This is a genomic window from Arthrobacter sp. Y81 (assembly GCF_002929335.1).
GTDB lineage: Bacteria > Actinomycetota > Actinomycetes > Actinomycetales > Micrococcaceae > Arthrobacter.
The window spans coordinates 219,955-232,945 of the sequence record NZ_PJIL01000007.1; the positions used below are offsets into that span (position 1 = coordinate 219,955).

Annotated in this window: 14 protein-coding genes; 5 read left to right on the forward strand and 9 right to left on the reverse strand. The window is 65.4% G+C overall.

What is annotated here, in order from left to right; all coding sequences use genetic code 11:
• Window positions 1-942, forward strand: coding sequence for a 3-methyladenine DNA glycosylase (locus CXQ91_RS11770; RefSeq protein ID WP_374953653.1), 942 nt, complete (start codon window positions 1-3; stop codon window positions 940-942).
• Window positions 942-1,313: a serine protease inhibitor gene (locus CXQ91_RS11775; RefSeq protein WP_104174085.1), complete on the forward strand. Its 372-nt coding sequence runs from the start codon at window positions 942-944 to the stop codon at window positions 1,311-1,313. Before CXQ91_RS11770 ends, CXQ91_RS11775 begins: the two co-directional genes overlap by 1 nt.
• 130 nt (window positions 1,314-1,443) lie before the next feature.
• On the opposite strand, the gene CXQ91_RS11780 is transcribed toward CXQ91_RS11775, so the two are convergent.
• Both CXQ91_RS11780 and CXQ91_RS11785 read right to left on the reverse strand, forming a co-directional pair.
• Complete coding sequence (locus tag CXQ91_RS11780; RefSeq protein ID WP_104174086.1) at window positions 1,444-4,596, reverse strand: S8 family serine peptidase; 3,153 nt, start codon at window positions 4,594-4,596, stop codon at window positions 1,444-1,446.
• A gap of 319 nt (window positions 4,597-4,915) precedes the next feature.
• Window positions 4,916-5,101 (reverse strand): hypothetical protein, encoded by a 186-nt coding sequence (locus CXQ91_RS11785; RefSeq protein WP_104174087.1) that lies wholly within the window; start codon window positions 5,099-5,101, stop codon window positions 4,916-4,918.
• A 264-nt stretch (window positions 5,102-5,365) separates the two neighbouring features.
• On the opposite strand from CXQ91_RS11785, the gene purS reads away from it, so the two are divergent.
• From purS to purL, 3 genes are read left to right on the forward strand one after another with little or no spacing between them, the layout of a single operon-like run.
• The gene (purS, locus tag CXQ91_RS11790; RefSeq protein WP_028265707.1) at window positions 5,366-5,617 is read left to right on the forward strand and encodes a phosphoribosylformylglycinamidine synthase subunit PurS; all 252 of its coding nucleotides are present in this window, start codon (window positions 5,366-5,368) and stop codon (window positions 5,615-5,617) included.
• Window position 5,618: 1 nt separating this feature from the next.
• Window positions 5,619-6,392, forward strand: a complete 774-nt coding sequence (gene purQ / locus CXQ91_RS11795; RefSeq protein ID WP_104174088.1) for a phosphoribosylformylglycinamidine synthase subunit PurQ — start codon at window positions 5,619-5,621, stop codon at window positions 6,390-6,392.
• Entirely contained in the window at window positions 6,389-8,707 is a 2,319-nt protein-coding gene (purL, locus tag CXQ91_RS11800) for a phosphoribosylformylglycinamidine synthase subunit PurL (protein WP_104174089.1), read from the forward strand. The genes purQ and purL overlap by 4 nt, the downstream gene beginning before the upstream one ends.
• Before the next feature lie 72 nt (window positions 8,708-8,779).
• Here the strand turns inward: purL and CXQ91_RS11805 are convergent, their stop codons facing one another.
• The 7 genes from CXQ91_RS11805 to CXQ91_RS11835 all read right to left on the reverse strand — a co-directional run bounded on the left by CXQ91_RS11805 (window position 8,780) and on the right by CXQ91_RS11835 (window position 12,707).
• Complete coding sequence (locus CXQ91_RS11805) at window positions 8,780-9,721, reverse strand: hypothetical protein (RefSeq protein WP_258073945.1); 942 nt, start codon at window positions 9,719-9,721, stop codon at window positions 8,780-8,782.
• Window positions 9,722-9,840: 119 nt separating this feature from the next.
• Complete coding sequence (locus CXQ91_RS11810) at window positions 9,841-10,134, reverse strand: DUF503 domain-containing protein (RefSeq protein WP_028272239.1); 294 nt, start codon at window positions 10,132-10,134, stop codon at window positions 9,841-9,843.
• A 32-nt stretch (window positions 10,135-10,166) separates the two neighbouring features.
• The gene (locus tag CXQ91_RS11815) at window positions 10,167-10,484 is read right to left on the reverse strand and encodes a putative quinol monooxygenase (RefSeq protein ID WP_104174090.1); all 318 of its coding nucleotides are present in this window, start codon (window positions 10,482-10,484) and stop codon (window positions 10,167-10,169) included.
• Window positions 10,485-10,562: 78 nt separating this feature from the next.
• Window positions 10,563-11,189 carry a hypothetical protein gene (locus CXQ91_RS11820; RefSeq protein ID WP_104174091.1) on the reverse strand — a complete coding sequence of 209 codons (627 nt, stop codon included), beginning with the start codon at window positions 11,187-11,189 and terminating at the stop codon, window positions 10,563-10,565.
• Window positions 11,190-11,203: 14 nt separating this feature from the next.
• Window positions 11,204-11,761 (reverse strand): DUF1990 family protein, encoded by a 558-nt coding sequence (locus tag CXQ91_RS11825; protein WP_104174092.1) that lies wholly within the window; start codon window positions 11,759-11,761, stop codon window positions 11,204-11,206.
• Complete coding sequence (locus tag CXQ91_RS11830; RefSeq protein WP_104174093.1) at window positions 11,758-12,168, reverse strand: MmcQ/YjbR family DNA-binding protein; 411 nt, start codon at window positions 12,166-12,168, stop codon at window positions 11,758-11,760. Before CXQ91_RS11830 ends, CXQ91_RS11825 begins: the two co-directional genes overlap by 4 nt.
• A gap of 113 nt (window positions 12,169-12,281) precedes the next feature.
• Window positions 12,282-12,707 carry a CoA-binding protein gene (locus tag CXQ91_RS11835; RefSeq protein WP_104174094.1) on the reverse strand — a complete coding sequence of 142 codons (426 nt, stop codon included), beginning with the start codon at window positions 12,705-12,707 and terminating at the stop codon, window positions 12,282-12,284.
• Window positions 12,708-12,991: the final 284 nt, after the last annotated feature.

Sequence of the window (12,991 nt, forward strand, 5' to 3'; positions counted from 1 at the left end):
ATGCATACTGTGAAGCCCGGCCAGCGACACGTGCTGGCCATGGACGTCTGGCAGCACCGCGAAGGAGCCCACCAGGCCCGGGTCAGGCGCTACGCCGACCCCTACCTTGCCCGCCGCTCCGCCGGTAAGAAACACCCCGTTGAGGATTTCCTGTTCACGTACTACACCCAGAAACCGGGCCAGCTCCTGCGCTGGCACCCCGGCGCCGGCGCCATCCTTACCGGCCAGGACGCAGCGGCCCGCTCCGCCTGGAAGTTCTACCGGATGCTCGACGACGACGACCTCGCCGCCGCCGGGCTGCCCCCAGGGACCACTGCCTCAACCTTTGATCGCGACTCCTTCCTGGCGGACCGCAGGGAGGCACTCCAGTTTGCCGGGATAATCCTGCGGGGCACGGCGTTGCGCCCTGCCCAGTTCGGCTGCTTCGGGCTGCACGAGTGGGCCATGGTGTACCGCCAGGACAAATTTGAGCTGCGCCACGAATACCTGCAGCTGCGCCTCGGCGCAGCGGGCACTGACCGCGTGGTGGAGGACAACAGGATCCGTTGCTCGCACTTTGACGCTTTCCGCTTCTACACACCGGATGCCATACCGCTCAACGAGCTCGCTCCCAGCCGGGACAACCAGCGGTCCATGGAACAGCCGGGCTGCCTGCACGCCAACATGGACCTCTACAAGTGGGCCTACAAGCTGTCGCCCGCCCTGCCCAGCGAGCTGGTCATGGATTGCTTCGAACTGTCCTGGCGGGTCCGCGCCATGGACATGCAGGCGTCCCCGTACGACCTTGAGGAGTGGGGCTACCCGCCCATCCCGATCGAAACGGCTGCGGGCAAGGCGGACTACGTCGAGCATCAGCGCACCTTCTCCGCCGAGGCGCAGGAGCTCCGCACGCGGTTGCTCGACGCATTGGCACCCCTGTTCGAGGGGGTCAGGGAGGACTGATGGCCGGAGACGTGGATCTGACCGTCCGGCTGACGGAGGCACCCGGGGCACCGGAGTACGAGTTCCGCCTGGTTTTCCGCACCGGAACAGCAGCGCAGGCCACCGCCCTGGAGGGGTCAACGCTGCCGGACCCCGGCGCTGCCCTGGCCGCCGTCGAACTCTTCGGCGACGAAGCCTTCTTCGTGCCGCGGCCGGCGGACATGATGTGCACCCAGCAATACGGCGGCCCGCAGGTGGCCGTAGTGACGGGGACGTTCCACGGCCGTCCCGTGCACAGCCGTTTCAGCCTGACCGACGGCTGCGAGATTGCCCGATGGCGTTCCATGGCCCCGCTCTTCGGCGGCACGCCGGGATCCACCGGTCAGACCTGAGCACCCGGGCCAACACACCAGCCCTTCAAGAGGAACGTCCCGGGAGCCGTGCGGCCACCGGGACGTTCCTGTTGAAGGCGTTCCTTATGCAGTTGGATGTATGGCGCGTTTCCGGCCGGAGGGCGTTCGGCTAGCTTCCCGGAACCGTGTCAACAGGCGCGACTGCGGGAGCGCCGGCCGGTGCCGGCGTCGCATCCGTGCCCACCTTGACGTTGACCCACGTCCTGATGCCGTTGCCGCCCAGGCTCAGCCGGCCGAGGTAGGAGCCCTCGGCCAGGCCGGACCAGTTGGCTGTTGCCGTGGCGGCCGTTCCGTTCGGGGCAACGATCGGATTCGGGTTGACGGTCAGGTTCCCTGCGTCCCCGCTGAACGAGACAGCCTGGAGCCGGGCAGAGGCGGCTCCGTTGTCCGGAGTGGAGTAGAGGTTGGCCACGATGTAATACGTTCCGGCCCGTGGGGATTCCAGGTCCAGGAACTCGCTGGCCGACGACGTCGCCACCTGCGTGGCCACGAGTTTCCCGCTGCCGTCCGGCGCGTAGACCACCATGTCCCAGTCGACGTCCTCTGTCTCCGCCTGGATACCGAGCCGGGCAAACGTGGCGCCGGCGGGCACCGTCACCTGGACGACGGCGTTGTGGTCGTCATTCTTGGCCGCAAAGGCACCAGGGGTCTTGGTGACGGCCGTCTCGGAAAGGGGCGCGAGCCCTTCAATTCCCACGGCAATGGGCGAATCCGAACCTGACACCAGGTCCATGGTCCCGCTGCCCGTGCCGGTGGCGGAGCTGAAGGAGAACGACGGCGCAATCTGGGCATCCACCGGGCGGACAGCCATCGGAGAGCTGACCGTACGGGGTCCCTTCCACGTCAGGCTTCCGGTGGTGAACTTTCCTGTCGGGGCTCCTGCACTCTTCACCGTGATGGTGACGTCCAGGCTCTTGCCTGCTTTCTTGAAATCGAGGACGGCAGGTTCAACGCGAACATCGAAGCCCGGCAGGTTGACCTCGGCCTTGTACGTCCCGGGGACCAGGGCCGTCAGCGTCCGCTTGACCTTGATCTCGCCAACGAGGCTGCCCAGCGCAATGGAGGGTACGTTGAGGTCGCGCGCGGCCAGGGTTCCTGCCTTGTGCGCACCGGTGTCAACGCCTTGCCCGTTGAGGAAGGCATTCCACTGCTTGATGTCCGAGTTGTACACCAGCCCCGGATCCAGCACGCGGGTGGAGTCAATGTGGCCGGCGCCGCCTTCGAACGGGTTCAGGTTGGGCGTTCCGTCGGCGTTGACCAGGGGGTAGGCGGTGGTCATCATGGCGGACTTGACCATGGCGGGTGACCACTTGGGCTGCTTGCTGAGCACCAGTGCACCGAATCCTGCGATGTGCGGTGCGGCCATGGACGTGCCGGACATAAAGCCGAACTGGGCGCCGTTGTTCCCAATGGTGGAAACGCCTGCGAGGACATTGACGCCGGGCGCGGAGATGTCCGGCTTCAGGAGGTCGCCTCCGGCGGCCAGGCTCGGACCGCGGGAGGAGAAGCCGGCCACCTGGGGTGCCGGTGCAGAGGGCTCACCGGTGAGGTCGCCCTTGACGAGGCTGACCGTGAGGGCCGGATTGGAGGCAAGCTTGGACTTCAGCTCCAGGCTCTTGGGGGCGTTGACGTGGACGGTTGGCACCACGTGGTTGTCGGCGTCTTCCGAGCTCGAGGAAAGGTTGACCAGGATCATGCCCAGTCCGCCTTTCGACTGGACCTCAAGGCTCTTCGCCGTGCGGTCCACAACGCCGCGGTCGCACACTACGACCTTGCCGCTGACCTTCGCGGGGTCCAGGGTTCCCGGGCCGCAGAGGTTCGGCGCCGTGGGAGCGCCTGCCGCTGCGGCGTCCGCCGCGATCACGGCGGGGGCGTCCTTGACCTCGGTCTTCATGATGGAGGCTCCACGGAACATGGTGCCGTCGGAAACCTTCACCGTGCCCAGCAGATCGCTCGGGAACGTTGAGGCGGCCACTGTGGTCAGCCACGGCGACGCGTGGTTCACCGTGGAGACCGTGGGCCCGGAGTTACCGGCTGAGGCCGAGACAAAGACGCCGGCCGCCGCGGCGTTCAGGAACGCCAGAGCAACGGGGTCAGTGGTGCTGTTGGTGTTGCCGGAAATCGAGTAGTTCAGGACGTCCACGCCGTCTTTGATGGCGGCGTCGATGGCTTCCACTGAGGCTGAGGAATAGCAGCCGCCGGTGTTCGGATCGTTGTCCTCCCAGCACACTTTGTACACCGCAACCTTGGCGGCCGGCGCGACGCCGGAGCTCTTGCCGAAGCTGGCGCCGTCGATGACCTGGTCCACGTTGGCGTTGCCGGCGGCCGTGGTGGCGGTGTGGGTGCCGTGGCTTCCCACGTCCACCGGCGAGATCAGTTCCTCCGGGGCGCGGTTCTCCGGCGCCACGTACTGGAGGAAGGAATCGGCGAAGTACCGGGCGCTGATCACCTTCGAGTTGCAGTCGCTGCCGTCAAAGGCCGCGCCGGATTCGATGCCCTTCTGGCACTCACCTTCGAAGGTGGTGCCGTCGGACTTGAGCATGGCGATGGTGCCGCCCTTGGTCCGGTAGGGGACGCCCATTTCCGCTTTGCCCTTGCCATTGCCGTTGCCGCCCAGCGGGGCCACTGCCTCGCCTTTGAGGAACGGGTTGTCCGGGGCGTAGCCCGAGTCGATCACCCCGACCACCACACCCTTGCCTGCATTGGCTTCGCCGCCGAACTGCCTCGCCCACGCCCCGTCCTGGCCCGTGAGCTTCAGGAAGTCGGTGGTGGTGTAGTCCGGCGCGTTTTCCACGTCGGGTGCGACCAGGAGGACTTTGCTGTCCTTGGCCAACTCGGCGGCCTGGCGTGCGGTGAGTTGAGCCACGAAGCCGTTGAGCGCCGCGGTGTACTGCTTCGCAGGCTTTGCGGAGTGTTTTGCCGCGACGTCGCGCTGCGACTGGCGGAGGTGGGCATCGTAGGCTTTGAATTCCGGGCTAGCGGCGTCAAGCTTCCGGCCCTGCTGCGGTTTGGTGGCGGCGAGTCCCCCCGTTCCACCCTCATAGGCGGCTGCTGCTTCCTCGGCCAGGACCACTATGTAGCGGCCGTCCTTGTAGTCCGACGGGTTGACGTTCTTGGCCTGCACTGCCGTGCTGGGTCCAGCCGGCGCCGCGGTAGCGGGACCAACTGCAACGGAGGAGAGAAGCAGCGGGAGGCCTACAGCCAGCGCTGCCGCCTTCCGGAGTCCCCCGCCCCGGACAAGGCTTATTCCTTTTGATTTCACGAGTGACTGAAACCTTTCATGAGGTACGGGTCCGGCGGTGCGGCCGGTCTCGGTCAGCTGGGAAATGGCAGCCGGAGTAACAGATCCTGTCATCCGGCGAGACCAGCCGAGTCAAACAGTACAGAGTGATAGGCGAATATGACATAGGACACAAACTTCGTTTTTCTTTTGTCATTTCGAGGTCTCAGCCGGACACGATTGAGGGCGGTTTCCCTTGGGAAACCGCCCTCAAACGAGCCCATTCCTGAAGGGCCGGCCACCCGGCTTCAAAAACGCCGAGGTTTAGTGTGACGGGGCCGACGGCGGCCCGGCGTGCCGGCTACTGGCGCGGAGTGCGGACAACCTCGCTGATCCAGGCCCGGGTCTTCTCATCAATAGGCCCGGCAACGTTCGTCGCCCGGGCCGCCCGATCGGCTTTGATTTTCTGGATCACCATTCGGCCCAGGCCCGCAAAAACTGCAGCGGCCATTACCGGTAGAAGCACGGATTTCGGTTTCTGAGCCATGCCGCAATCCTACTCAGCGGACCAGCGCGCCACCAGAGCCGGCGTCGCGCTCCACCCCCACGGCGAGTGCCCCAATTCACAGTCAACCGGCGAATGCGGCTTGACGCACTGCGGCCGGTAGAATGGGGCATGCAAGCTCGCGGAGCGCTCTTTCCGCTGTCTTATGTTTGGAGTCCGCAGGGCTGTAAATGCAGCAGCAGACCAGCGTGAGACGGCACCACTCCGCTGCGCCCTTACCCAACGCTCACGCACAGGAGTTACCGGATGCCCCGGATCGTTGTCGACGTCATGCCCAAGCCCGAGATTCTGGACCCGCAGGGAAAGGCCATCGTGGGTGCACTTCCCCGCCTGGGCTTCACCAGCTTCAGCGCTGTCCGCCAGGGCAAGCGATTTGAACTGACCGTTGACGGCGAGGTGACCGATGCAATCCTGGCCCAGGCCCGTGAAGCAGCCGAAACCCTGCTGTCCAACCCCGTGATCGAAGACGTCGTCAACGTCGAGGTCGTCGAGGCCTGAGATGACTGAACTTCCCTTGATTGGCGAGGCGGTCGCGGTCGCGGCCAACCCGCGCCTTGCCGGCGCCCGCATCGGCGTCGTCACCTTCCCAGGAACCCTTGATGACCGCGACGCCGTCCGCGCCGTAAGCCTGGCCGGCGCCACTCCCGTGGCACTCTGGCACGCGGACACCACCCTCAGCGACGTCGACGCCGTCGTGATTCCGGGCGGTTTCTCCTACGGGGACTACCTCCGCGCCGGCGCCATCGCACGCTTCGCTCCGCTGATGTCCAAGATCATCGAGGCGGCCAACTCCGACGCCAAGCTGCCCGTCCTGGGCATCTGCAACGGCTTCCAGATCCTCACCGAGTCGCACCTGCTGCCCGGCTCGATGATCAAGAACGACCACCTGAAATTCATGTGCCGTGACCAGGTCCTGCGCGTGGAAAACAACAGCACGGCCTGGACCGGCGACTACGCTGCCGGCCAGGAAATCACCGTGCCGCTGAAGAACCAGGACGGCCAGTACATCGCCGACGAGAAGACCCTGGACGCCCTCGAAGCGGAAGGCCGCGTGGTGTTCCGCTACGTCGGCTTCAACCCGAACGGCTCCCGCCGCGACATCGCCGGCATCTCCAACGCCGCCGGCAACGTCGTGGGCCTCATGCCGCACCCCGAGCACGCCGTGGAACCCGGCTTCGGCCCGGCATCCCTCGACGGCATCGGCAGCTCGGACACCGATGGCCTCGGCTTCTTTACCTCCGTCCTGAACAAGATTGTGGGAGGCGCAAAGTGAGTACCTCAGCTGAAACCGTCAGCAGGAAGTTCAACATCGACACGGTCGAGAACGCAGCCAAGACTCCTGACACCGAACTTCCCTGGGCCGAGCTGGGCCTGAAACAGAACGAGTTCGATGAGGTCGTCAAGGTCCTGGGCCGCCGCCCGACCGGCGCCGAGCTCGCCATGTACTCCGTGATGTGGAGCGAGCACTGCTCCTACAAGTCCTCGAAGAACCACCTGCGCCAGTTCGGCGAAAAGGTGACCGACGAGATGAAGAAGGACATGCTGGTGGGCATCGGCGAAAACGCCGGCGTCACCAACCTGGGCGACGGCTGGGCCGTGACGTTCAAGATCGAGTCACACAACTCGCCGTCGTTCGTGGAGCCCTACCAGGGCGCCGCAACCGGCATCGGCGGTATTGTCCGCGACATCATCTCCATGGGCGCCCGCCCGGTAGCCGTGATGGATCCGCTGCGCTTCGGCGCCATCGACCACCCGGACACCGCCCGCGTCATGCACGGTGCCGTGGCCGGCATCGGCGGCTACGGCAACTCCCTTGGCCTGCCCAACATCGGCGGCGAAATGGTCTTCGATTCCGTGTACCAGGGCAACCCGCTGGTCAACGCGCTGGCTGTCGGCGTCATGCGCCACGAGGACATCCGCCTCGCCAACGCCTCCGGCAAGGGCAACAAGGTGGTGCTGTTCGGTGCCCGCACCGGCGGCGACGGCATCGGCGGCGCCTCGGTGCTGGCCTCGGAGTCCTTTGACGACACCAAGCCGTCCAAGCGCCCCGCCGTGCAGGTGGGCGACCCCTTCGCTGAGAAGGTCCTGATCGAGTGCTGCCTGGAGCTGTTCAAGGGTTCACTCGTTGAGGGCATCCAGGACCTGGGCGCCGCAGGCATCTCCTGCGCCACGTCGGAGCTCGCCTCGAACGGCGACGGCGGCATGGAGGTCGAGCTGACCTCCGTCCTGCTCCGCGACCCCACCCTGACCCCGGGCGAAATCCTGATGTCCGAGTCCCAGGAACGCATGATGGCCGTGGTCACCCCCGAGAACATCGCCGCGTTTGAAGCGGTCATGGACAAGTGGGCCGTGGAGTACTCCTGGCTGGGCGAGGTGACCGACACCGGCCGCCTGATCATCACGTGGGAAGGCGAAGTCATCGTCGACGTCGACCCGCGCACGGTTGCCCACGACGGCCCGGTCTACGACCGTCCGTACGCCCGCCCCGAATGGCAGGACGCCGTCCAGGCCGATTCCTTCACCGGATCAGTCCAGGACGCCGGGCGACCCTCCGCCCCCGCGGAGCTGGCAGCTGCCGTCACCGAACTCATTGCCTCGCCGAACATGTGCAGCAAGGACTGGATCACCAACCAGTACGACCGCTACGTCGGCGGCAACACCGCACTGGCCTTCCCGGACGACGCCGGCGTGGTCCGCGTCGACGAGGAAACGGGCCTGGGTGTTGCCTTGGCCACGGACGCCAACGGCCGCTACACCTACCTCGACCCGTACCACGGCGCACAGCTGGCACTGGCCGAGGCCTACCGCAACGTCGCCACCTCCGGCGCCGTGCCGATGGCCGTCAGCGACTGCCTGAACTTCGGTTCCCCCGAAGATCCGGATGTCATGTGGCAGCTCGCCGAGGCCATCCGAGGCCTGTCGGACGCCTGCATGGAGCTGGGCATTCCGGTCACCGGCGGCAACGTCTCGCTCTACAACCAGACCGGGACCACCCCCATCCACCCCTCCCCCGTGGTGGCAGTGCTGGGCAAGCTGGACGACGTCGCCCGCCGCACGCCGTCGGGCTGGCGTGAGGACGGCCAGGCCATCTACCTGCTGGGCACCACCGCAGCGGAACTGGACGGCTCGGAATGGTCCAACATGCGCGGACACCTCGGCGGTTTGCCTCCCAAGGTTGACCTCGCCGCCGAACGCGCACTGGGCGAAATCCTGATCAACGCGTCCCGCGACGGCATGGTGGATTCGGCTCATGACCTCTCCGAAGGCGGCCTCGCGGCAGCCCTCGTGGAGTCCTCGCTGCGCTACGGCGTGGGTGCCCGGATCGCACTGCAGGACGTTATGGACCGCGACGGCGTGGACCTGTTCACGGCGCTGTTCTCCGAGACCCAGGGCCGTGCAGTTGTTGGCGTGCCCCGCTCCGAGGAGGTCCGCTTCACGGATATGTGCACCGCCCGGGGCTTTGCCCACACCCGTATCGGCGTCGTGGATGCGGACAGCGGCAAGCTGGAGATCAACGGCGTGGACACCCTCGCCCTCGACGCCCTCCGCGAAGCCCACGAGGCAACCCTGCCGAAGTACTTCGGCTAGTCACTGCTCCATCGATTGCTCCGTAACTGCCCTTTTGAACCCTCAGAACGGCAGTTACGGAGCAATCGTCCGTTAAAGTCGAGGCCGCCATCCGGCTTGGACCAAGGCCGCACGGATTTTGGATAGTGCGGGCTTCGCGTCGTTGTACATGTGCCGTTTGGAGATGCGGACTTCCGTCCAGCCCAGGGCTTCGTACCTCTCAGAACGGGCGATGTCCCGGACAACCTGGCCTTCATCCCCGTGGTGCTCGCCTTCGTACTCGATCCCGATTTTGTACTTCCGGTAGGAAAGGTCCGGCTCGTGATGTCTGGCGCCATCCTCTGAAATTATCGGGACGTTGAGTTCCGGTTCAGGCAGCCCGGCCCGGATCATCGCCAGGCGAAGGAGAGTCTCCTGCGGCGAGTCGGAGCCCACCCGGATAAGTTTGATCGCATCTCTGGCCTTTCGCAGGCCGCGCTTCCCCTTGTGCCTGTCGATCATCCGCTGCAGGTCCGCCAATGTGCACAGCGGCGTGTCACGATCCTCCAGGTCCGCCCGCGGAACCCGGACGCAGCTGTCCCCCATGGCTACAAGCTCGTCGACTGACAGCATTTCCGCCATGTCCAGCCAGGTCCGCTCCGGAGTGGTCACAGGGATCCCGTTGACTATGGTGATCTCGTCGCCGAACAGCTTCATCCGGTGAACGATGACATGCGGCCGATTCAGATGGGCCTCGCCCTCAGGCCTGATGACATGAAACATATCCGGCGATCCCTTCTGCTGACGTCGCGGCAGCACGAGGAGTTCCGCCGCGGTGAGGTGCGATGCGGCGCATCGCTCGTTGACCTCAATGAAAGGCCGCACCCTGATGCTCAAGGGGAGCTCCGCCGTCGGGCTTGCCGACCGGATCCCCTTGCCCAGGCGATGAAGGCTGCGGTGCCGCAGCCGCTTGTGCGACACCCCGGCACGCGCCGCGTCGACAACTGTGAACGGACGGCCTTGGAGTTCCTCTGGCAGCAGGCGCGGGGTCTTCATGGATTCATCAGACCAGAATGCTGCCGTACGCTGCAGAAGTTATCCACAAGGCCCATCGGCTGCTCCGTAACTGCCGTTTTGAGGGTTCAGAAGGGCAGTTACGGAGCAATCGATCGGGTTCAGTCGTCGCTGCGGAGCTCCCGTTGGCGGGCACTGAGGAGTTCGAGTTCGGGGCGGAAGGCCACGAATCGTTCGACGGCGGTGAGCACCTCCACGAGATGGGCCCGGTCGGCTGCCACCAGGCCGGCGCCCAGTTGCGTACGACGGTATTGCTCGTGGTCCCCAACCTCGGCCACGGACACTTCAAACCGGCGCTTCAGCTCCGCCAGCAGCGGCCGCACCACGGAACGCTTCTCCTTGAGGCTGTGAACGTCGCCCAGGAGAATGTCGAACTCAATCCATCCGATCCACATGGATTAATCGTATCGATGCTGTCAGGACCGGGTCAGATGGTGAGCTCGCCCATGCGGTCCCAGCCGTCGCCGTCGAACTGGCGGCTGATGATCCGCGGCGTCTCGGCCAGGGCCTGCGGCATGTCCGCCATGGCCGTCTGGAAGTGTGCGCTGTTGACATGGTCACCGGCGGCGTCGTCCTTGAAGGCCTCCACCAGCACGAACTCGTTGGGGTCCTCGACGCTGCGGGACCAGTCGAACCACAGGTTGCCGGGTTCCTGGCGCGTTGCCTGGGTGAAGTCTTCCACCAGGTCCAGCCACTTTTCGGACCAGTCCGGCTTGACCTTGAACTTAACGACAATGAAGATCACAGGGCTGATGCCTTTCGTTGTGTGCGGGGGTCAGTCCATTGTTTCACCGGGAGCGGCAACGGCCCGCGCAGGAGCGGTTCAGGCCCCTGCGGCGAGTGAGTGCTCGCACTCGTCGATGGCCTCCCGGGCCCATTCCTGCTGCTGGGGTGTGCCGACGCGTTCGGCCCACTGTTCCGCCAGTTGGAACTCGACCAGGGCCTCGGTAAAGCGCCCGGCTTCGTGCAGAGTCCAGCCGAGGTTCTTGTGCAGCGAGACCATCCAGCGTTTGGTCCGCGGATCGTGCACCGTGGAGGCGTATTCGAGGGCGCTGCGGGTCCATGATTCGGCGTGTGCGGAGTCCGCGATCGCCAGCATGTGCAGCGCATCAACAGCAAGGAACTCCTCGCTGAGGTGGTCCGCAAGTTCTGCCGCCTGTTCAAAGAGCGGCACGGCCATCGCGGCATGGCCGCTCGAGTTCAGCAGGCGCCCGCGTTCCAGCAGCACCCTGACGCCCACGGTCGGCTCATCGGCATCGACGGAATCCAGCAGGGCGTCGGCTTCCTCGTAGCGGCCCTGCAGTCCGATGGCCCGCCCCAGCTGGGTGGCGAGCTCCGCCCGTTCGTCGGCGTCGTAGTTTCCGTCTTCAGCTGCCGCCCGGAAACGGGCTTCCGATCCGGCGGGATCGTCGAAGTTCCACAATTGGTCAAGGGTTTTCTGTTCCAGCATCCACCTGCTCCTGATCAGCTTTCACCAACGGCCAGTTCGTGTGCACTCCCAATGTATCGGGAAGTGACATGTCTTTGTGCGCGTCCCGCGACGGCGCCGCCGGCAGCGTAGAACCAGTTGGACGGCCTGCTGAAGGCAGTGATTTTGAGGAACACGCGCCCCTGTCCGTCCACTTCCACTTCGAAGGATTCCTCGCCCCGCACGGGATGGCCGGGCAGGCTTCCGTACCCGAAACCGGCGCTTTGCGGGCCGTCGCCGGGCACCGGCCGGTGCACCCACACCACCTCGCAGGGGGCGTTGATTCGGAACGGCCCGACGCCGAATCCGCTCACCACGCGGGCGCCGGGCACCACGACGTCGGATTCGGTGCGGACACGCAGCCCGGACCTTTTCTGCAGCTGCCAGGTCAGGATTCCCTGGGCCACCCTCCGGTACAGTGCCAGGCCGTCACCGAGGTAGGCCTGGGTCACCACGCAGGGGAACCCCTCCGGGGGCTGTCCGTGCTCGGTGGAGCCAATGCCCGGATAGTTCAGCCCGCCGCGGGCGATGCGTCCGGCGCGGGGATTGCTCATGCGCCGTCACCCCGGGCGAGGCCTGCCCAGCCCAACTGTTCGCGCTGTTTTCGGCTGAGCGAGGCCACCACCAGGTCGTAGGAGTCCTCCACCATGTCCCGGATCATGTCATCCGGCAACGCTCCGTCCAGCCGGACGCCGTTCCAGTGCGTTTTGTTCATGTGCCAGGCGCCGGCGATTTCGGGATGGATGGCCCGCAGCTGTTCGGCCAGGGCCGGTTCGCATTTGAGGCTCACGGACCAGTCCGCCGGATCCATGGCGGACAACGCGAACATCTTGGCGTCCTGCCGCGCCCCGCCGGTTACGGCGGCCCGCACCTTGAAGACGGAGGTCTCGGGACCGAAGGGAAAGTCCTCAAAGGCGCCCGGGAAGCTCAGGCAGATCTGGCGGAGGGTGGCAACATCCATGCCACGAGCCTATCCGGCGGCAGGGGCCGACTGCAGGCCGGAACACTATCCGGCGGTGCGGGCATCGCCGATGCTATGGAGTCCTTCCGGGGTGGTGCCATCAAGATGGGCCGTCAAATGCCCACGCGCCATCCCTCGCGGGCGGGACAGGCGTTGACCACCACATCCAGTCCGGCGGCCCTGGCCCGCTCCACCGCAGCGTCGTCGAAGACGCCGAGCTGCAGCCACACCGCCTTCGCGCCTACGGCGATTGCCTGGTCGATGACAGCCCCCACCTTGTGGGAGTTCACGAAGCAGTCCACGACGTCGATCGGGTGCTTTTCGGCGGGGATGTCCGCCAGGGAGTGGTAGCCCTTCTCCCCGTGGACGTCGTCACCGGGGAGATTGACAGGAATGATTTCCATGCCCATCCGGTCCCGGACGTACAGGGAAACCTCGTACGCCGAGCGCCATTCATTGGTGGTGAGGCCGACGATCGCCCACGTGCCTTTGGTTCGCATGAGGCGGTCAATGACTGCCGGATCGTTAACGTGGGCCATACATCAACCTTACTCCTGCGGTCTTTCCGGGCGATCTTCGAATAAATGAATGAAATGCCTCGCAGCCTGCCGGGATGAATGAATATTACAGCGCGGATTGACGGGATTTTGTGAAATCGTGCATCTCGGTTCTAGTAGGTAGTGACCATCCCGAGCGGCCGAGAGACCTGGATCGATGAAGCCGCAGCAACCCCCGGTGACGTGAGACGACCATTCCCACGTAACTGTTCCTTGCTTTCCGAAGGAACTACGGGTGCTACTGCCAGGACCGATGGAGTGCTGTA

What these genes read in the sequence shown, in the direction of transcription:
- CXQ91_RS11770 (WP_374953653.1), top strand. Translation starts at nt 1, where the DNA reads ATGCATACTGTGAAGCCCGGCCAGCGACACGTGCTGGCCATGGACGTC.
- CXQ91_RS11775 (WP_104174085.1), top strand. Translation starts at nt 942, where the DNA reads ATGGCCGGAGACGTGGATCTGACCGTCCGGCTGACGGAGGCACCCGGG.
- CXQ91_RS11785 (WP_104174087.1), bottom strand. Translation starts at nt 5,101, where the DNA reads ATGGCTCAGAAACCGAAATCCGTGCTTCTACCGGTAATGGCCGCTGCA.
- purS (WP_028265707.1), top strand. Translation starts at nt 5,366, where the DNA reads ATGCCCCGGATCGTTGTCGACGTCATGCCCAAGCCCGAGATTCTGGAC.
- purQ (WP_104174088.1), top strand. Translation starts at nt 5,619, where the DNA reads ATGACTGAACTTCCCTTGATTGGCGAGGCGGTCGCGGTCGCGGCCAAC.
- CXQ91_RS11805 (WP_258073945.1), bottom strand. Translation starts at nt 9,721, where the DNA reads ATGAAGACCCCGCGCCTGCTGCCAGAGGAACTCCAAGGCCGTCCGTTC.
- CXQ91_RS11810 (WP_028272239.1), bottom strand. Translation starts at nt 10,134, where the DNA reads ATGTGGATCGGATGGATTGAGTTCGACATTCTCCTGGGCGACGTTCAC.
- CXQ91_RS11820 (WP_104174091.1), bottom strand. Translation starts at nt 11,189, where the DNA reads ATGCTGGAACAGAAAACCCTTGACCAATTGTGGAACTTCGACGATCCC.
- CXQ91_RS11825 (WP_104174092.1), bottom strand. Translation starts at nt 11,761, where the DNA reads ATGAGCAATCCCCGCGCCGGACGCATCGCCCGCGGCGGGCTGAACTAT.
- CXQ91_RS11830 (WP_104174093.1), bottom strand. Translation starts at nt 12,168, where the DNA reads ATGGATGTTGCCACCCTCCGCCAGATCTGCCTGAGCTTCCCGGGCGCC.
- CXQ91_RS11835 (WP_104174094.1), bottom strand. Translation starts at nt 12,707, where the DNA reads ATGGCCCACGTTAACGATCCGGCAGTCATTGACCGCCTCATGCGAACC.